The organism is Streptomyces sp. NPDC030296 (assembly GCF_055572815.1).
The window spans coordinates 41,751-60,171 of the sequence record NZ_JBVICQ010000022.1; the positions used below are offsets into that span (position 1 = coordinate 41,751).

Sequence of the window (18,421 nt, forward strand, 5' to 3'; positions counted from 1 at the left end):
GAGCTGCCACAAGATCTCGGGGGGAGGGCGAATGGAAACCGAGTCGGAGCCTTACGTCCGTCTGACGACGCTGCGGCAGCTGCACCAGGTGATGGCGGACATGAACACCGCACGCAGCCTGGCCGACACGCTGCAGACCGTCGCCGACGGTGTGGTCAACGGCCTGGGGTACGAGCTGGCGTGCGTCAACCTCGTCCGCCCCGACGGAGACCTCGTCGTCGCCGCCCTCTCCGGGAACTCCGCCGCCGAGGCCCTGATCACCGGCCGCGTCGGCTCCCGCGCCTCCTGGGACCGCCGGCTGAACATGGGCGAGGCCTGGGGCGACCTGCGGTTCATACCCCACACCGAGGGCTGGGTCCTCGACGAGGACGACGTACCCCAGTGGTACACCGACGGGCCCGCACCCCGCTTCGAGGACGAGTGGCACCCCTCCGACCGCCTGTTCGCGCCGATGTACACGCCCGGCGCCGGCGGCGCCTCCTGCGGTGAGCTGCTCGGGGTCATCTCCGTCGACCGGCCGCGCAACGGACGGCGGCCCGGCGCCTGGGGGCGCGAGGCGCTCCAGATGTACGCCTTCCAGGCCGCCATCGCGATCAGCAACGCGCGTCTACGTGCGAATATGCAGCGCGCACTGGTCAGGCTCGAACGAGAGCAGCAGGCGCTGCGGGCCAGTGAGGAATCCTTCCGTCAGGCGTTCGAGTACGCCCCGAGCGGGATGGCCATCGCCGAGATGGGCGGGGACCAGCACGGCCGGATCCTGCGGACCAACGACGCGCTCTGCCGGCTGCTCGGGCGGCCCGCGTCCGCCATGCGCCGGTACTCCTTCTCCGACCTCGTCCACCCCGAGGACATCGGCACGCTCCTGCGCACCTCCGCCGAGGGCGGCCGCGCCGAGCTGCGGCTCGGACGTCGCGACGGCACGTACGTCTGGGTCAGCCTGCGCAACTCCGTCGTGGCCGACGCCGCCGACGGACCCCGCTTCCTGCTCACCCACGTCGAGGACATCGAGGAGCGCAAGCGCCGCGAGCTCCAGCTCGCCCACCGCGCCTCCCACGACGCGCTGACCGGCCTGCCGAACTCCGCGGAGCTGCGCTCCCGGCTCTCCGCCCGCATCTGCCAGCGCCCCCAGGCGCTCCCGGCCGGCGCGGCGGCCGACTCCATGGACGCCACCTTCGGGGAGAACTTCGGCGAGAGCTTCGGGGACGGCCCCGGAGACGGCTTCGGGCAGTACGGCGACTTCGGGATCGCCCAGCACCCGGCCGCCCAGCACCCGGCCGTGCCCCCGCCGCACCCGTCGTTCGACGCGTACGAGGCCGGCGGGAACGGCGCGCACGCGTTCGGCTTCCACGCGGCCACCGGGCCGTACGACGCCTTCGACCACCATGTGCACACCGTCGCGCCCGAGAGCGAGCGGGACGACGGCACGAAGGGGCTCGCGGTGCTCTTCTGCGACCTCGACGGGTTCAAGTCGATCAACGACCGGTTCGGGCACAACGCGGGTGACGCCGTCCTCATCGAGGTGGCCCGCCGGCTCAGCCGGGGCGTCCGTGACGGCGACACCGTCGCCCGGCTCGGCGGTGACGAGTTCGTCGTCCTCGCCGACGGGCTCGGCCGCGCCGACGCCCAGGACCTCGCCGTACGCCTGCGCAACGAGATCATCCAGCCGATCCGGGTCGACGGCCGCGCCATGCGCGTCGGCGCCAGTTTCGGCATCGGATGGGCACACTGCGGGATGACGGCGGACGAGGTGTTGAAATCGGCTGACGAGCGGATGTACGTCGAGAAACGATCTCGTCCCAAACAGCATCGGCGGGCCGGATGACCAGAGCCGGGCAGTAGCCCGCCAAGCCGGGAAAAGCGCTGGTGAGGCCCCCGATGAGGGGTCTCCCGGCGTGATGGTGACTCAGGCCACGAGGTCTGAGTCACCCGTTTGGCTCAGCATGAGCGGGTAGGCTCGCTCTCCTACACCCCTGTTGCAAGAACCGCCACCCGTACGCCGCATGTACCGCACCGCTGAGGAGACCTAGGGATGACGCCCGGCAACAACGGCGCGAGCACGCCCGAGGACGACGACCCGTTCGGCTACCTCTACGCCGACGGCCAGGCTCGTGGAGCCCAGCCGCCCACGGGGAGCTACGGCTACCCCAACGCCGTCAACCGGGTGCGGCCGGTCGGCGAGCGCCAGTACGGGCAGCAGACCCAGCAGCCGACCGCCGCCCAGCAGGCCCCCACAGCGGCGTACGGCCAGGTCCCCCAGCAGAACGGCTACGGTCAGCCGAACGCGCACTACCAGGCCCCGGAGTCCTTCACCGGCGGCGCCGAGACGACCCGTCAGCAGCCGTACGGCGGCGGGAGCGGTGGGCGCGGACGCGGCCCCAACACCAAGGGCCTCCTGATCGGCGCGATCGCCGTCGTGGCCGCCGTGGTGATCGGCATCGGCATCGTGATGATCGGCGGCGACGACGGCGCGGACGACAACGCCGGTGGCGGCCCCTCGACCGCGCCGACGGCCGACCAGAGCACCGAGCCCAGCCCGTCGACGACCAAGAAGACCGAGCAGAAGCCCGGCGAACTCCCCAAGGCGGAGGCCAAGACCCTCCAACTCGGCGGCAGCGCCACAGTCGCCTCCGACATCCCCGGCGCCAAGTCCGAGGGCGGCTTCTACGTCACAGGCTTCAACCAGGTCGGTGCCAAGGTCACGTGGAGTTTCAGCGGTATCAAGAAGGCCGGTGCCTACCGTCTGTATGTGCGTTATGGCATCCCTGGTGTCGATGCCGACGCGACCCTCCTGGTGAACGGCAAGGCCAACACCCAGCCGCTCGGGATGAGGAACTTCATCGACTCGCCCAAGGGCGACTTCGAGAAGGGGTGGCAGACCACTTGGGCTCCCGTCACCCTGAACAAGGGGACGAACCAGGTCGAGATCGTGTGTGGTGAGGGCAACAAGTGTGACGCGAACATTGATCAGCTCTACCTTGTGAACCCCTGAGCCGGGGACTTGAAGGCGTTGCGCAACTGGCACAGCCCCGTGCCACGCGAATCGTCGGCGTGGCACGAGGCTGTGTTCAAAGGGTTTGCTGTGGGCGCGAACCAGGGGCGTAGACGTCAGCCCCAGACGGCCATGCTCTTCACCCGCCACGGAGTGTTCTCCGAGTAGTGGCCCGACCGGATGTCGAAACTATCCCCGTAGCAGGATGCCTCCTTGTACACAGTGATCAGTTTGCCAGTCTGGTTGGACACCGAGCGGCCACTGCGCGGGTAGCATCCGTGCGCATTGTTGTAGCTGTGCTTCGTTCCTGCGAAGCTTGCACCCGACCAAGTGCAGACATACCCGCTCGAGCACCTGGTGACGGCGGACGCCGACTGGGCAGTGGTGACGGGCAGGGTCGCGATCAGTGCGGCACCGGCAAGTGCGAACAGGCGCAACTTCATCGGAGTTGCTTCCCCCTTGTTCTCGAACGTAAGTGCGGTCAGTGGGCAGCCTGTCACTCAAGCCGTCCGCTTGACAAAGACAATTGCGAGTTTCGGCCAGAAGATGACCATGGAGTCGTCCAGGGCCATGGCCGAGGACTTCCCCCGCAGGCACCAGGGCGGTTCAGGCCGCGCTGACCTCCCCCGTCACCGCCACCTGCGTTCGCAGTTCGTCGTACGTCCGTTGGTCGAACTCGCCCGCCGTCGGGGCCAGTACGGTCGCCGCTGACAGGGCCGTCGCCCGGGTGAGGCGGTCGGGCCAGGGCAGGCGTTCGACCAGGCCCGACAGGAGGCCCGCGACCACCGCGTCGCCGGCGCCGGTGGGGTTGCCGCGGAAGCGGCGGGGCGGGGTCGCCCGCCAGTGGCCCTCGGGCGTGTGGGCGAGGAGACCGTCGGGGCCGAGTGAGGCGACGACCGCCTGGGCTCCCCTGCGGCGTGCGTCACGTGTCGCGCGGGACGGCTCGTGGGAGCCGGTGAGTTCGGCGAGTTCCTCGGCGTTCGGCTTCACCACGTCGGGGCGCGCCGCCACCCCGCGCCGCAGCGGCTCACCGCTGGTGTCCAGCAGGACGGGGACGGCCAGGGTGCGTGCCGTACGGATCAGGCCCGCGTACGCGCCCACCGGCACCCCCGGCGGCAGGCTGCCGCACAGGGCCACCGCCGAGGCGGAGCGCAGCAGGACCTCGTACGCCTCCTGGAACGCGGACCACTCGGCCGGGGTGATGAGCGGGCCGGGCTCGTTGAGCTGAGTCGTGTCACCGGTGGCGTCGACGACCGCGATCGTCCGGCGCGTCGCGCCCGCCACCGGGACCAGCGCGTCCACGATGCCCGGTGTCCGGGTGAGCCCCTCCTGGACGGCGCGTCCGGTGCCGCCGCCGACGAAGCCGGTGACCGTCACCTCGTGGCCGAGGGCGGCGAGCACGCGGGCCACGTTCAGGCCCTTGCCGCCGGGGCGTTGCATCACCTCGGTCACCCGGTGCGTGGCATGGGGCCTGAGGGCCCGTACGCGGTGGGTGATGTCGAGAGCGGTGTTCAGCGTGACCGTGAGGATCACCCGGGGCTACCCCCTCGAATTCGACGGCGCGACGCGTTCGGTCTTCGTTGACATCAGAATGCGCTCGGCGACAGCTGTTGCGGAGGCTCGATCATGCCAAAAGAGCGGCGGTCGGCCCAGTCCCCGGGGCCAACCGCCGTACTCCGCACCACCCGCCAACAAAGGGGCGGACCGGCCCGGTTGGGGATCGATCGACCCCATCGGCTGCCGTCCGCCGTCGGCTCAGTTCGTGAAGGGGTCCACCACCCAGGTGCCCTTGCGCAGGACGCCCTTCACCGCGAAGTCCGCGTCGAGGAGGACGACGTCGGCGTCCTTGCCCGGCTCCAGGGAGCCGATCCGGTCGTCCAGGCCCAGGAGCCTGGCCGGGTTGGCGGAGAGCGCGGCGACGACGGACTCGACGGGGAGGCCGTCGAGGGTGACCGCCCGCCTGAAGGCGCGGTCCTGGGTGAGGGTCGAGCCGGCGATGGAGCCGCCCTCCACCAGCCGGGCCACACCGTCGGCGACCTCCACCTCCAGCGGGCCGAGCATGTAGCGGCCGTCGCCGAAGCCGGCCGCGTCCATCGCGTCGGTGATGAACGCCACCCGCTCGGCGCCCGCGTGACGGAACGCCAGCTGGAGGGCGGCCGGATGCAGATGCGTGCCGTCGTTGATCAACTCGACCGTGACCCGCTCGTCCTCCAGGAGCGCCGCGATCGGGCCGGGGTCGCGGTGGCCCAGTGGGGGCATCGCGTTGAACAGGTGCGTGGCCACGGTCGCGCCCGCCTCGACGGCCCGCACGGTCTGCTCGTACGTGGCGTCCGTGTGCCCGATCGCCGCGATGACGCCGTGCTCGGCGAGGAGCCGTACGGAGTCCAGGCCGCCGGGGAGTTCGGTGGCCAGGGTGACCATGCTGGCCCTGCCGCGTGCCGCGTCGACCAGCTTGCGGACCTCCGCCGGGTCCGGGTCGCGCAGCAGTTCCTCGGAGTGGGCGCCCTTGCGGCAGGGGGAGATGAACGGGCCCTCGAAGTGGATGCCCGCGATGTCGCCCTGCTCGGCGAGCTCGGAGAGGAGCCCGGCGCGGTGGGCGAGGCCGTCCATGTCGCCGGTGACGGTGGAGGCGACGAGGGTGGTGGTGCCGTGCAGACGGTGGGTGTGGATGCCCCTCAGGACGTCCTCGACCGAGCCCGAGGTGAAGGACGCTCCACCGCCGCCGTGGTTGTGGAGGTCGACGAAACCGGGGACGGCCCACAGGCCGTGGGCCGGAAGGACGGGGGCGTCGGCGGGGGCGTGCTCGGCGATCCGGGTGCCGTCGACCACGACCCGGCCGTTCTCGACGATGCCGGTGGGGAGGACGACGTCGACGCCTTCCAGGACGAAGGGCCGCGCCGCCGGCGGCGACTGCGGGCGGGCGGGGGCTCGGCGCGCGGTTCCCCGCGCCCCTTCGGGCTCGCTGCTCGCGCCGGAAGCGGAAAAGTCCTGCTGGGTCGGCATCAGGGGGTTGCCTCCGAAGCGTCCGTGGGGGTCGTGGGGTTCGTGTCCGTGAGGAAGTCCCAGGCCAGGAGGCCGGCGCCGAGGCAGCCCGCCGTGTCGCCGAGGGAGGCCGGGACGAGTGTGGGGACCTTCTGGAAGGTCACCCGGTGTTCGATGGCGGTCCGCAGCGGGGCGAACAGGGTCTCCCCGGCCTCGGCGAGGCCGCCGCCGATGATCAGGGTGCGGGGGTCCAGCAGGGTGATCGCGGTGACGAGGCCGTCGGCGAGGGCGTCGACCGCCTCCTGCCAGACGCCGCGCGCCCGCGGGTCGCCGTACTCCACGGCCCGCGCGCAGTCCGCCGCGTCCGCGCCGGGGTCGCCCGTGGCCGCGGCCCAGGCCTTGCTGACCGCCGCCGCGGAGGCGAAGCGCTCCAGACAGCCGCGCTGACCGCAGGGGCACGGGGTCCCCCCGGGGCGTACGACGATGTGGCCGATCTCGCCGGCGAAGCCGTGCGCGCCCGCCTCGACCCGGCCCTCGACGCCGATGGCGCCGGCGATGCCGGTGCCGAGCGCCACGAAGAGGTAGCGGTCGGCGCCCAGGCCCGCGCCGACGCGGCCCTCGGCGAGACCGCCGGTGCGCACGTCGTGGCCGAGGGCGACCGGTATGCCGCCGAGGCGCTCGGCGAGGAGCGCGCGCAGCGGTACGTCGCGCCAGCCGAGGTTGGCCGCGTAGACGGCCACGCCCCGCTCGGCGTCGACGATGCCGGGCACGGCGACACCGGCGGCGGACGCGGACTCGCCGAAGTGCCGCTCGCCGTGCGCGCGCAGCTCGACCGCGAAGTCGAGGATCGACGCGACGACGGCGTCCGGCCCGCGGTCGCGGCCGGTGGCGAGGCGCGCCTGGTGCAGCAGCTCGCCGCCCGCACCGACCAGCGCGGCCTTCATCCCGGTGCCGCCCACATCGAGGGCGATGACATGTCTCACGGAGGACAGTGTGGCCCGTGTACCCTCAAGAGGTCTAGTCCACTCACGTGGTGTAGACCTTATGAGGAAGTTCGAGAAGTTGAAGGATTAACGGGCTTGAACGCAAGCCTGCGATCCAGGCTGTTTTGTTCGAAGCCCGTTCGATAAAGCGACAGGTTTGGGGCAGTACCAGTGCGACAGCGGCGGACGAAGACCCACATCAGGACCACCTCGGCACTCGCGGCACTGTCCGCACTGGGGCTGATGTCCACGCTTGCGGGCTGCGGCGCCGGGGAGGCGGACGGGCAGAAGGTCACCCTGAAGCTGGTGGCCGCCGACTACGGCGACTCCAGTGCCAACAGCTCCCAGAAGTACTGGGACGACCTCGTCGCGGCGTACGAGAAGGACCACCCCGACGTCGAGATCGACGTCACCGTGCACTCCTGGAACGACATCGACCGCGAGGTCAAGGAGATGGTCGACGCCGACAAGGCCCCCGACATGGCGCAGATCGGCACGTTCGCCGACTACGCCGCCGCCGGGAAGCTCTACGAGGTGGACGACCTGCTCTCCATACCCGTCCAGGGCAACTTCCTCGGCCAGCTCGCCAACGCGGGCAAGGTGAAGCGGGCCTCGTACGGGATGCCCTTCGCCGCGTCCACCCGGGTGCTCTTCTACAACAAGAAGCTGTTCGCCAAGGCCGGGATCGACGAGGCCCCGCGCACCTGGGGCGAACTGGCCGCCGACGCGGAGGCGCTCCGCGCGGCCGGCACCAAGACCCCGTACGCGCTGCCGCTGGGGCCCGAGGAGGCCCAGGCCGAGACCATGCAGTGGCTGCTCAGTGGTGGCGCCGGATACGTGGACAACGTCGGCGCGTACCAGCTCAACTCCGACGACAACGTGCGGACCTTCACCTGGCTGAAGAAGGAACTGGTCGACAAGGGCCTCACCGGGCCGACCGCGCCGGCCAAGCTGAACCGGGCCGACGCGTTCGACGCGTTCACGCGCGGCGAGGTCGGGATGCTCAACGGGCACCCCAGCCTGATGAAGATGGCCGAGGACAAGGGCGTCGAGTTCGGAACCGCCGCGCTGCCGGGACGTGAGGGGCGGTCGCGGTCGACCCTCGGGGTCACCGACTGGATGATGGCGTTCAAGCAGAACGGGCACCAGGAGGAGATCGGCGACTTCCTCGACTACGTCTACGCCGACAAGAACGTCCTCGCGTTCTCCCGTGAGTACGACCTGCTGCCGGTGACGGCGTCGGCGTCGCAGGCGATGGCGGGGGACAAGGACACCGCCGACCTCACGCCCTTCCTGACGGAACTCCCCTCGGCCGAGCTGTATCCCGCCGGGAAGACGTCGTGGGCGGAGGTCAGCGCGGCGGTGAAGCGGGAGATAGGGACGGCGGTGTCGTCGAACGCGAAGCCGCGGGTTGTGCTGGAGAGGTTGCAGGAGACGGCGACGGTGGCGGAGCGGGAGGACTAGGGCGCCCAGTAGCTCGGGGGTCGCTGTTGTCGGGCGGGTGCGGGTGGTGTGTGGTTTCTCGCGCAGTTCCCCGCGCCCCTGAAAAAGCAGGGGCCTGCGGCCCCGTGCTTTTCCGATGAAGGGCGGGCCGTAGGCCCGTTCCCTTCAGGGGCGCGGGGAACTGCGCGAACGGCCCCCACCCGCCCGCACCCGGCGACGCACCGGTCAGCCCCCACTGTCCGTCCCGTCCGTTACCGTCGGGGCATGGAGAGCCTCGATACACGTGAGCAGGCCATCCTCGCGTTGGAGCGGCAGGGGTGGGGGAGCCCGGGGGCCAAGGAGCGGGCCATACGGGAGCGGCTGGGGCTCGCCCCCGTGCGGTACTACCAGCTCCTGAACGCCCTGCTGGACGACGAACGCGCCCTCGCCCACGACCCGGTCACCGTGAACCGGCTGCGGAGAGTGCGGGAGGCCCGCCGGGCCGAGCGGTGACGGATAAGGTCGACGGCATGGGCAGCCACAAGGATTCCGAGAACCCCAAGGCCACCTTGCCGACACCTGTGACCCAGGCCGGCCGGGACGCGCTCGACGCGATCCTCGCCGACCCCGGCCGTACGGTGATCGCGCTCGACTTCGACGGCACGCTCGCGCCGATCGTCCCCGACCCCGAACAGGCCCGCGCCCACCCCGACGCGGTCCCCACCCTCGCCGCACTCGCCCCGCGTGTCCTCTCCGTCGCCGTGGTGACCGGCCGCCCCGCAGCCGTCGCGGTCCGCCACGGAGGCTTCGCCGGCGTACCCGGCCTGGAACACCTCACCGTGCTCGGCCACTACGGCGCCGAACGCTGGGACGCCGCGACCGACACGGTCACCGCGCCGCCCCCGCACCCCGGGGTCACCGCCGTCCGCGCGGAACTCCCCGCGGTGCTGGAGCGGGCCGGGGCGGGGGAGGGCACCTGGATCGAGGAGAAGGGGCGGGCCGTCGCCGTCCACACCCGGCGCGCGGCCGATCCGCAGGCCACGTTCGAGGCGCTGCGTGCGCCTCTGACCGACCTCGCCACCCGTCATGGCCTCATCGTCGAACCGGGCCGGATGGTCCTCGAACTGCGGCCCCCGGGGATGGACAAGGGCGTCGCCCTCCGTCGGCACGTCGTGGAGTCCGGCGCGACGGCCGTCCTCTACGCCGGGGACGACCTCGGCGACCTGCCCGCGTTCGCCGCGGTGGAGAAGCTGCGGGGCGAGGGCGTGCCGGGGTTGCTGGTGTGCAGCGGCAGCGCGGAGGTGACGGAGCTGTCGGAGAGGGCGGATCTGGTGGTGGACGGGCCGGAGGGGGTGGTGCGGTTGCTGGCGCGGATCGCCGGGTGCGTGGAGGTAGGGGGCGCCCAGTAGCTCGGGGGTGCGCGTCGGTGTGGCGGCTGCGGGTGGTTCGTGGTTTCTCGCGCAGCTCCCCGCGCCCCTGGAGGGACGCACCCCCGGCCCGAGCTACTAGGCCCTCAGCTCCCCCAACTGATCCAAGAACCACCGGGCCGGTGGCAGAGCCGTCGCCGCCGCCGTCAGGCGTTTCGTGCGCTCCGCCCGCTCCTCCGGCCCCATCGACAGCGCCTCGTGCAACGCCCCGGCCGTCCCCCCGATGTCGTACGGGTTGACCACCACCGCGTCGTCGCCCAGTTCCTCGAACGCCCCCGCCTCCCGCGACAGCACCAGCACGCAGCCCCTGTCGGAGACGAGCGGTACCTCCTTGGCGACCAGGTTCATGCCGTCGCGGATGGGGTTCACGAGGGCGACGTCGGCGAGGCGGTACGCCGCCAGGGAGCGGGCGAAGTCGTCTTTGACGTGGAGGACGACCGGGGTCCAGCCCGGCGTCCCGTACCGCTCGTTGATCTCGGCCGCCACCCGCTGGACCTCGGCGGTGTACTCCCGGTACACGGCGAGGTCCTGCCGCGACGGGTACGCGAAGGCCACGTGCACGACGCGCTCGCGCCACTCCGGGCGGTCGTCGAGGAGCTGCCGGTACGCCAGCAGGCCCCGCACGATGTTCTTGGACAGTTCCGTGCGGTCGACCCGGACGATCGTGCGGCGCGGCGTGCCGTCGGGAGCCGTGCCGATCTGCTCCCGCAGCGCGACGATCCGCTCGTCGACGTCCGCCTCGTGCGCGCGGGCCCGCAGGAAGTCCGCGTCGGCGCCGAGCCCGTGCACACCGATCCGGGTGCCGGAGGTGGAGTCGGGGCCCAGGACGGCGTGGCAGCACGCGGTGAACGCGTCCGCCCACCGCCGGGTCAGGAACGCGGCCCGGTCGGCGCCGAGGATGCCGTCCAGCACCTCCGCGGCGATGTCGTCGGGCAGCAGCCGGAAGTAGTCGACGGGCGCCCACGGGGTGTGCGAGAAGTGGCCGATCCTGAGGTCGGGGCGCAGCTCGCGCAGCATCCTCGGCACGAGCGTCAGGTGGTAGTCCTGCACGAGCACGGCCGCGCCGTCCGCCGCCTCCTGTGCCAGCGCCTCGGCGAAGGAGCGGTTGTACGTCTCGTACGCGGTCCACTGGGCCCGGAACTCCGCGTCGAAGACAGGCTCCAGAGGGGTCTGGTACAGCATGTGGTGCACGAACCACAGCGCGGAGTTGGCGACGCCGTTGTACGCGGCGTGGTGGACGTCGGCGGGGATGTCCAGCATGCGTACGCCGGGCTCGCCGACCCCGCGGCGTACGGCCTCGCGGTCGCCGTCGCCGAGCGCGGAGCACACCCAGAGGGCACCGGCGTCGGGGCCGATCGCCGACAGGCCGGACACGAGTCCGCCGCCGCCGCGCTTCGCGGTGAGACCGCCGGAGTCGTCCTGGGTGTACGAGACGGGGCCGCGGTTGGAGGCGACCAGCACCTGGGCTGCAGCGTGCGTTGATGCCATACGGCTCAACCTAGCCCGTGTTCGAACCGCTCAAACGTACGGTTCGGCCGTATACAGGAGCGCCCAGGGGGGTGGGGGTGACTTGTGCGTCGGCGGGTGCGGGTCCGTTGTGGTTTCTCGCGCAGTTCCCCGCGCCCCTGAAGGGAACGGGCCTGCGGCCCGCCCTTCACCTCACCCGCCGACGAGACCGCACCCGGCATTCCTCAGGCGCCCTACGCCGCCTTCCGTTCCACGTACTCCGCGATCTCCGCCATCGGCGGTCGTTCCTCCAGGTCCACCGAGTACGTCCGCGGCTCGAAACCCTCCGAGCCGCGTTCGAACTGGGTCAGGACGGGACGGATCAGGTGGCCGCGGGCCAGACGGAGCTGGGCCGTGCGGTAGATCGCCGCGGACATGCGGCCCAGGGCCTGCCCGTCCTGGTGACGGTGTTTGCGGACGCCCACGTCGACCTGGGCCAGCGCGTCGAGGCCGACGAGGTGGAGCGCGTCGACGAGCATGCCCAGTTCGATGCCGTAGCCGACGGGGAACGGGAGCCGCTCCAGTAGGGAGCGGCGGGCCGCGTACTCGCCGCCCAGCGGCTGGACGAAGCCCGCCAGCTGGGGCCAGTGCATGTTGAGCAGGGGGCGGGCCATGAGTTCGGTCACCCGGCCGCCCTGGCCGGCGGCCGCGCCGAGCGGGCGGTCGTACATCGCCTTGACCAGGTCGACGCCGGGGTCGGTGAGCAGCGGGCCGACGATCCCGGTGACGAAGTCGGACGAGAACTCCTTGAGGTCCGCGTCTATGAAGCAGACGATGTCGCCGGTCGTGACCAGCAGCGACCGCCACAGGACCTCGCCCTTGCCGGGCACGGCGGGCAGGCGCGGCAGGATGTCGTCGCGGTGGACGACCCGCGCCCCGGCCGCCGCCGCCACCTCGGAGGTGCGGTCGGTCGACCCGGAGTCGACGACGACGACCTCGTCGACGAGCGGGACCTGGTGCATGAGGTCATGGCGGATGACGGTGACGATGTCGCCTACCGTCTCCTCCTCGTTCAGCGCGGGCAGGACGACACTGACGGTCTGCCCCGAGGCCCGTTTGGCGGCAAGGATCCTGTGGAGCGGGCGATCGGTCACGGACCAGGAGCGGGTGCTCAGCCAGCGCTCGACTTCCTTCAGCACAGTGCGCGGCTCCTCTGCGTTCATCTCGCGGTTCGGACGGCTCTCTCAACTGTCCTGGCCTTCGGTTACAGTCTTGAACAACGCTGATGACCATCGCATGTCGGTGCTCGTGTGCGTATACAACCAAATACCGCTCATCCAGAGGGGCAGAGGGATACGGCCCGATGAAGCCCCGGCAACCCTCCAGCTGTCTTGTCACGTCGCCGTGGCGAGGTCCGGCTAGGGAAGGTGCCAAATCCGTCTCACGACGAGATGCGTCGTGAGGAAGATGAGGAGAAAGGGCCTCGCCTCACATGGCTGCGCAGACTGTTGCCACCGAATCCACGACCACCGACGGTGCCGCGAAGAGCGTCGACCTCGGCCCCGCCGCCGCCCTGAGCTGTCGCGAGTGCGGTCACCGCGTCCCCCTCGGGCCGGTCTTCGCCTGCGAGGAGTGTTTCGGCCCGCTGGAGATCGCGTACGACTACTCCGCCTACGACACGGAGGAGCTGCGCAAGCGGATCGAGGCCGGCCCCGCGAACATCTGGCGGTACGCGCCCCTGCTGCCCGTCCCCGCCGACGTGGCGACCAAGCCGAACCTGAACCCCGGCTGGACCCACCTCGTCAAGGCCGACAACCTCGCCCGTGAGCTGGGTGTCACCGGCGGCCTCTACATCAAGGACGACTCCGGCAACCCGACGCACTCCTTCAAGGACCGCGTCGTCGCCCAGGCCCTGGAGGCCGCGCGCGCCTTCGGCTTCACCACCCTGTCCTGCTCCTCCACCGGCAACCTCGCCGGCGCCGTCGGCGCCGCCGCCGCCCGCGCCGGCTTCCGCTCCTGTGTGTTCATCCCGCACGACCTGGAGCAGGGCAAGGTCGTCATGGCCGCCGTCTACGGGGGTGAGCTGGTCGGCATCGAGGGCAACTACGACGACGTGAACCGCTTCTGCTCCGAGCTGATCGGCGACCCGGCCGGCGAGGGCTGGGGCTTCGTGAACGTCAACCTGCGGCCGTACTACGCCGAGGGCTCCAAGACCCTCGCGTACGAGATCTGCGAGCAGCTCGGCTGGAAGCTGCCGGACCAGCTGGTCGTGCCGATCGCCTCCGGCTCGCAGCTCACGAAGATCGACAAGGGGCTCCAGGAGCTGATCAAGCTCGGGCTCGTCGAGGACAAGCCGTACAAGATCTTCGGCGCGCAGGCCGAGGGCTGCTCGCCGGTGTCCGTCGCGTACAAGGCGGGCCACGACGTCGTCCGGCCGCAGAAGCCCGACACGATCGCCAAGTCGCTGGCCATCGGCAACCCGGCGGACGGGCCGTACGTCCTCGACATCGCCCGGCGGACCGGCGGGGCCGTGGAGGACGTGACCGACGAGCAGATCGTCGACGCGATCAAGGTGCTCGCCCGGACCGAGGGGATCTTCGCGGAGACCGCGGGTGGCGTGACCGTCGGCGTCACGAAGAAGCTGATCGAGAACGGGCTGCTGGACCCGGCGCTGACGACCGTCGTGCTGAACACCGGTGACGGTCTCAAGACGCTGGACGCGGTCGCCGGAACGGGGCTCACCGCGACCATCCGTCCCAACCTCGACTCGTTCCGCGACGCCGGGCTCGCGTAACCACCCAGCCCCGCGCCCCCAGCTCTGCCGCACACACCCGGAGGTCACCAGTCATGAGCGTCAGCGTTCGCATCCCCACCATCCTTCGCACCTACACCGGCGGTCAGGCCGAGGTCCAGGCCGAAGGCGCCACCCTCGCCGAGGTCATCGCGGACCTGGAGAAGAACCACACCGGGATCGCCGCGCGCGTCCTCGACGACCAGGGGAAGCTGCGACGCTTCGTGAACGTGTACGTGAACGACGACGACGTGCGGTTCGAGCAGGGTCTGGAGACGGCCACGCCGGACGGTGCGGGCGTGTCGATCATCCCGGCCGTCGCCGGTGGCTGATCACCGTTCTGTACCCGGCGGTAGTAACCGTCGGTAACATTGATTACGGATTGTTCATCGAATTGCCCCCTCCGTGAGAGAAGCGGAGGGGGCAATTCTCTATGGTTGAGCACGGTACAGTTGGGGAACCCGGCCCGCTTGTCGTTGTGATTTCATGCCGGGCGCATATCCAATCGCGCCGCACGCCCTATATGAAGTAGCCAAAGTCTGTAGGGCATTTGTGTGTTTCGCGCCTTTTATGGGGCCCGACTTGCCCTGAATTCGGGGGAATTGTTCGTACATTCCCGACCGGGCCTGTCCAGATTTTCTCGTCCGATTGCCCTGTTGCAGACGGCAGTTGGGCAGATACATTCAGCCGCGGTCGACGCGTTCCGGCGCACACCCCCAACCGTTGGGGGGTGAGGTCTGACCCGGGTCCGCGAAGTGCGGATCTGTGCAAGGGCCAGTAATAGGGGAGTTAGGCATGGCTCAGGGCACCGTCAAGTGGTTCAACGCGGAGAAGGGGTACGGCTTCATCGCGGTCGACGGTGGTGCGGATGTATTCGTCCACTACAGCGCGATCCAGATGGACGGTTACCGCACCCTGGAAGAGGGCCAGCGGGTCGAGTTCGAGATCTCGCAGGGTCAGAAGGGTCCGCAGGCGGACATGGTCCGTCTCGCAGGCTGAAGCAACGCGCCGGTTAGCAGCGACGTTCTTCGTTCTTCTCGGAGGGTCCGCGCCCCGTACTCGGGGTGCGGGCCCTTCCGCGTGTCCGGGCCGCGTGTCCGGGGCCGCGTGTCCGGTCCGCCGCCGCCTGATCGTCCGTTCGGGAGGGGCGCCGACCGGGCGCGTAGGGGTGCGTTCACCTGCGGATCATCCGGAGGCGCTTGCACTCGACCATGCCGAGTGCTAATCATTGGCGTTAGCACTCTGAAGGTGAGAGTGACAACGAAGGACCGGGTCGGTGAGGCCCGCAGGCCAGATGGGGCAAGGAACCACGAGGCAGGCGAGCCGTCCGTCGCGGGCGCGGGCGCGGTCCGAAGGAATCACCCCCAGTCCTGGAGGGACCACTTCACATGGCCAAGATCATCGCGTTCGACGAGGAGGCGCGGCGCGGCCTCGAGCGCGGCATGAACCAGCTCGCGGACGCCGTCAAGGTGACGCTCGGCCCCAAGGGTCGCAACGTCGTCCTCGAGAAGAAGTGGGGCGCCCCCACGATCACCAACGATGGTGTGTCCATCGCCAAGGAGATCGAGCTCGAGGACCCGTACGAGAAGATCGGCGCCGAGCTGGTCAAGGAAGTCGCCAAGAAGACGGACGACGTCGCCGGTGACGGTACGACCACCGCGACCGTCCTCGCCCAGGCGCTCGTACGCGAGGGCCTGCGCAACGTCGCCGCCGGTGCCAACCCGATGGCCCTGAAGCGCGGTATCGAGAAGGCCGTCGAGGCCGTCTCCGGTGCGCTGCTCGACCAGGCCAAGGAGGTCGAGACCAAGGAGCAGATCGCCTCCACGGCCTCCATCTCCGCCGCCGACACCCAGATCGGCGAGCTGATCGCCGAGGCCATGGACAAGGTCGGCAAGGAAGGCGTCATCACCGTCGAGGAGTCGCAGACCTTCGGTCTGGAGCTCGAGCTCACCGAGGGTATGCGCTTCGACAAGGGCTACATCTCGGCGTACTTCGCCACCGACATGGAGCGCATGGAGGCGGTGCTCGAGGACCCCTACATCCTCATCGCCAACTCCAAGGTCTCCAACGTCAAGGACCTGCTCCCGCTCCTGGAGAAGGTCATGCAGTCGGGCAAGCCGCTGCTGATCATCGCCGAGGACGTCGAGGGCGAGGCCCTGTCGACCCTGGTCGTCAACAAGATCCGCGGCACCTTCAAGTCCGTCGCGGTCAAGGCCCCGGGCTTCGGTGACCGCCGCAAGGCCATGCTCGGCGACATCGCCATCCTCACGGGCGGCGAGGTCATCTCCGAGGAGGTCGGCCTCAAGCTGGAGAACGCGACCCTGGACCTCCTGGGCCGCGCCCGCAAGGTCGTCATCACCAAGGACGAGACCACGATCGTCGACGGTGCCGGCTCCGCCGACCAGGTCGCCGGCCGCGTGAACCAGATCCGCGCCGAGATCGAGAACAGCGACTCCGACTACGACCGCGAGAAGCTCCAGGAGCGCCTGGCGAAGCTCGCGGGCGGCGTGGCCGTCATCAAGGCCGGTGCCGCGACCGAGGTCGAGCTCAAGGAGCGCAAGCACCGCATCGAGGACGCCGTCCGCAACGCGAAGGCGGCCGTCGAGGAGGGCATCGTCGCCGGTGGTGGCGTGGCCCTGCTCCAGGCCTCCCAGGTCTTCGAGAAGCTGGAGCTGGAGGGTGACGAGGCGACCGGCGCCAACGCCGTGAAGCTCGCCCTGGAGGCCCCGCTCAAGCAGATCGCCGTCAACGGCGGCCTCGAGGGTGGCGTCGTCGTGGAGAAGGTCCGCAACCTCCAGGTCGGCCACGGCCTGAACGCCGCGACCGGTGAGTACGTCGACATGATCGCCTCCGGCATCATCGACCCGGCGAAGGTGACGCGTTCCGCCCTGCAGAACGCCGCGTCCATCGCCGCGCTGTTCCTCACCACCGAGGCCGTCATCGCCGACAAGCCGGAGAAGGCCGCCGCGCCCGCCGGTGGCGGCATGCCGGGCGGTGACATGGACTTCTGAGCCTCCTCGTAGCGAGAAGGTTCGGACCCGGTCCGTCAGTACCGAGGGCGGCACTCCCTGTTCCGACAGGGGGTGCCGCCCTCGGGCGTGTCCGGGGTCACACAAGCCGCCGGTCCTCGGTGGAATGCCGTGGCTGGCGGGGAGGTTGACGAGTACAGCGATTCATGCACATGCATATAGCGCCCGACCTCTCCGAGGAGTCCCCACGTGACCACCGCGTCCACCTCCCGTGCCGCCGACGTTCTCTCCCGGCCCGCCGTCATCAATGGGCTGACCGTGCCGAACCGGATCGTCATGGCTCCGATGACCAGGAACTTCTCACCGAACGGGGTGCCGGGGCCGGATGTGGCCTCGTACTACGGGAGGCGGGCGGCCGCGGGCGTGGGCCTGATCGTGACCGAGGGAACGTATGTGGGGCACGAGTCGGCGGGGGAGAGTGACGGGGTGCCCCGGTTCCACGGGGAGGAGCAGCTCGCGGGGTGGGCGAAGGTCATCGAGGCGGTGCATGCCGGGGGCGGGACGATCGTGCCGCAGCTCTGGCACATCGGGACCGTCCGGGAGCAGGGGAAGCCCCCGTTCCCCGAGGCGCCGGTGCTCGGTCCGTCCGGGTTGCGTGGTGACGGCAGTGTCGCCGAGGGCGGGCGAGCCATGACGCAGACCGACATCGACGAGGTCGTGGCGGCGTTCGCCAAGGCCGCCGCCGACGCCGAGCGCATCGGCATGGACGGCGTCGAACTCCACGGCGCCCACGGCTATCTGATCGACCAGTTCCTGTGGGAGCGCACCAACCGACGCACCGACGCCTACGGCGGTGACATCGTCGCCCGTACGAAGTTCGCGGCGGAGGTCGTGGCCGCCGTGCGCGCGGCGGTCTCGCCGACGTTCCCGGTCATCTTCCGGTTCTCGCAGTGGAAGCTCGGCGCCTACGACGCGCGGCTCGTCGACAGCCCCGAGGAGCTGGAGGCGCTGCTGACCCCGCTCGCGGCAGCCGGCGTCGACGCTTTCCACGCCTCCACCCGCCGCTACTGGCAGCCCGAGTTCGAGGGCTCCGACCTCAACCTCGCCGCCTGGACCAGGCAGCTCACCGGCAAGCCCGTCATCACCGTCGGCTCCGTCGGCCTCCACGGCGATGTCACGACGGCCTACCAGGGCGAGAGCTCCGAGGTCCGCAACATCGAGGACCTGCTCGACGGTCTGGAGGAGGAGCAGTTCGACCTCGTCGCCGTGGGCCGTGCGCTGCTCCAGGACCCGGAGTGGGCGGCGAAGGTGCTGGGCGGCCGCTTCGACGAGCTGAAGGCGTTCGAGCCCGCTTCCATGGCGTCGCTGAGCTGAGCATGCCACTGGGCCGGGACTTTTCGCCAAGTCTCCCC

General features: G+C 70.4%; 16 protein-coding genes and 1 riboswitch. Of the genes, 10 read left to right on the plus strand and 6 right to left on the minus strand.

Annotation, left to right across the window (positions count from 1 at the left end; translation table 11 throughout):
- The first annotated feature begins 31 nt into the window (after window positions 1-31).
- Together cdgB and ACZ4Z3_RS38740 are read left to right on the plus strand one after the other, a co-directional pair.
- Window positions 32-1,822 (plus strand): diguanylate cyclase CdgB, encoded by a 1,791-nt coding sequence (gene cdgB, locus ACZ4Z3_RS38735; protein WP_468505449.1) that lies wholly within the window; start codon window positions 32-34, stop codon window positions 1,820-1,822.
- Between the two features lie 207 nt (window positions 1,823-2,029).
- Window positions 2,030-2,989 carry a carbohydrate-binding protein gene (locus ACZ4Z3_RS38740; RefSeq protein WP_468505450.1) on the plus strand — a complete coding sequence of 320 codons (960 nt, stop codon included), beginning with the start codon at window positions 2,030-2,032 and terminating at the stop codon, window positions 2,987-2,989.
- 116 nt (window positions 2,990-3,105) lie between these two features.
- Here ACZ4Z3_RS38740 and ACZ4Z3_RS38745 read toward each other — a convergent pair whose 3' ends face one another.
- The 4 genes from ACZ4Z3_RS38745 to ACZ4Z3_RS38760 form a co-directional block, all read right to left on the minus strand.
- Entirely contained in the window at window positions 3,106-3,432 is a 327-nt protein-coding gene (locus ACZ4Z3_RS38745; protein WP_468505451.1) for a peptidase inhibitor family I36 protein, read from the minus strand.
- Window positions 3,433-3,595: 163 nt separating this feature from the next.
- Window positions 3,596-4,522, minus strand: coding sequence for a 1-phosphofructokinase (locus ACZ4Z3_RS38750; RefSeq protein WP_468505452.1), 927 nt, complete (start codon window positions 4,520-4,522; stop codon window positions 3,596-3,598).
- A 222-nt stretch (window positions 4,523-4,744) separates the two neighbouring features.
- Window positions 4,745-5,992: an N-acetylglucosamine-6-phosphate deacetylase gene (gene nagA, locus ACZ4Z3_RS38755; RefSeq protein WP_468505453.1), complete on the minus strand. Its 1,248-nt coding sequence runs from the start codon at window positions 5,990-5,992 to the stop codon at window positions 4,745-4,747.
- Entirely contained in the window at window positions 5,992-6,954 is a 963-nt protein-coding gene (locus tag ACZ4Z3_RS38760; protein WP_468505454.1) for an ROK family protein, read from the minus strand. Before ACZ4Z3_RS38760 ends, nagA begins: the two co-directional genes overlap by 1 nt.
- A gap of 243 nt (window positions 6,955-7,197) precedes the next feature.
- Between ACZ4Z3_RS38760 and ACZ4Z3_RS38765 the strand changes: the two genes are divergently transcribed.
- The 3 genes from ACZ4Z3_RS38765 (at window position 7,198) to otsB (ending at window position 9,785) form a co-directional block, all read left to right on the plus strand.
- Window positions 7,198-8,418 (plus strand): extracellular solute-binding protein, encoded by a 1,221-nt coding sequence (locus ACZ4Z3_RS38765; protein ID WP_468505455.1) that lies wholly within the window; start codon window positions 7,198-7,200, stop codon window positions 8,416-8,418.
- Window positions 8,419-8,661: 243 nt separating this feature from the next.
- Window positions 8,662-8,889 (plus strand): DUF3263 domain-containing protein, encoded by a 228-nt coding sequence (locus ACZ4Z3_RS38770; protein WP_468505456.1) that lies wholly within the window; start codon window positions 8,662-8,664, stop codon window positions 8,887-8,889.
- A 17-nt stretch (window positions 8,890-8,906) separates the two neighbouring features.
- The gene (gene otsB, locus ACZ4Z3_RS38775) at window positions 8,907-9,785 is read left to right on the plus strand and encodes a trehalose-phosphatase (protein ID WP_468505457.1); all 879 of its coding nucleotides are present in this window, start codon (window positions 8,907-8,909) and stop codon (window positions 9,783-9,785) included.
- 96 nt (window positions 9,786-9,881) lie between these two features.
- Here otsB and ACZ4Z3_RS38780 read toward each other — a convergent pair whose 3' ends face one another.
- A complete protein-coding gene (locus ACZ4Z3_RS38780) occupies window positions 9,882-11,291 on the minus strand; it encodes an alpha,alpha-trehalose-phosphate synthase (UDP-forming) (protein WP_468505458.1) in 1,410 nt (469 codons plus the stop codon).
- Window positions 11,292-11,503: 212 nt separating this feature from the next.
- Entirely contained in the window at window positions 11,504-12,448 is a 945-nt protein-coding gene (locus ACZ4Z3_RS38785) for a glucosyl-3-phosphoglycerate synthase (protein ID WP_468505459.1), read from the minus strand.
- Window positions 12,449-12,579: 131 nt separating this feature from the next.
- A riboswitch (SAM riboswitch) is annotated at window positions 12,580-12,723 on the plus strand.
- Window positions 12,724-12,741: 18 nt separating this feature from the next.
- Here ACZ4Z3_RS38785 and thrC point away from each other — a divergent pair.
- The 5 genes from thrC to ACZ4Z3_RS38810 all read left to right on the plus strand — a co-directional run bounded on the left by thrC (window position 12,742) and on the right by ACZ4Z3_RS38810 (window position 18,383).
- A complete protein-coding gene (gene thrC / locus ACZ4Z3_RS38790) occupies window positions 12,742-14,043 on the plus strand; it encodes a threonine synthase (protein ID WP_468505460.1) in 1,302 nt (433 codons plus the stop codon).
- Between the two features lie 53 nt (window positions 14,044-14,096).
- A complete protein-coding gene (locus tag ACZ4Z3_RS38795; RefSeq protein WP_055518759.1) occupies window positions 14,097-14,372 on the plus strand; it encodes a MoaD/ThiS family protein in 276 nt (91 codons plus the stop codon).
- Window positions 14,373-14,835: 463 nt separating this feature from the next.
- Window positions 14,836-15,039 (plus strand): cold-shock protein, encoded by a 204-nt coding sequence (locus tag ACZ4Z3_RS38800; protein ID WP_009339379.1) that lies wholly within the window; start codon window positions 14,836-14,838, stop codon window positions 15,037-15,039.
- A gap of 389 nt (window positions 15,040-15,428) precedes the next feature.
- A complete protein-coding gene (gene groL, locus ACZ4Z3_RS38805) occupies window positions 15,429-17,051 on the plus strand; it encodes a chaperonin GroEL (protein WP_468102026.1) in 1,623 nt (540 codons plus the stop codon).
- A gap of 207 nt (window positions 17,052-17,258) precedes the next feature.
- The gene (locus ACZ4Z3_RS38810; protein ID WP_468505461.1) at window positions 17,259-18,383 is read left to right on the plus strand and encodes an NADH:flavin oxidoreductase; all 1,125 of its coding nucleotides are present in this window, start codon (window positions 17,259-17,261) and stop codon (window positions 18,381-18,383) included.
- Window positions 18,384-18,421 lie beyond the last annotated feature (38 nt).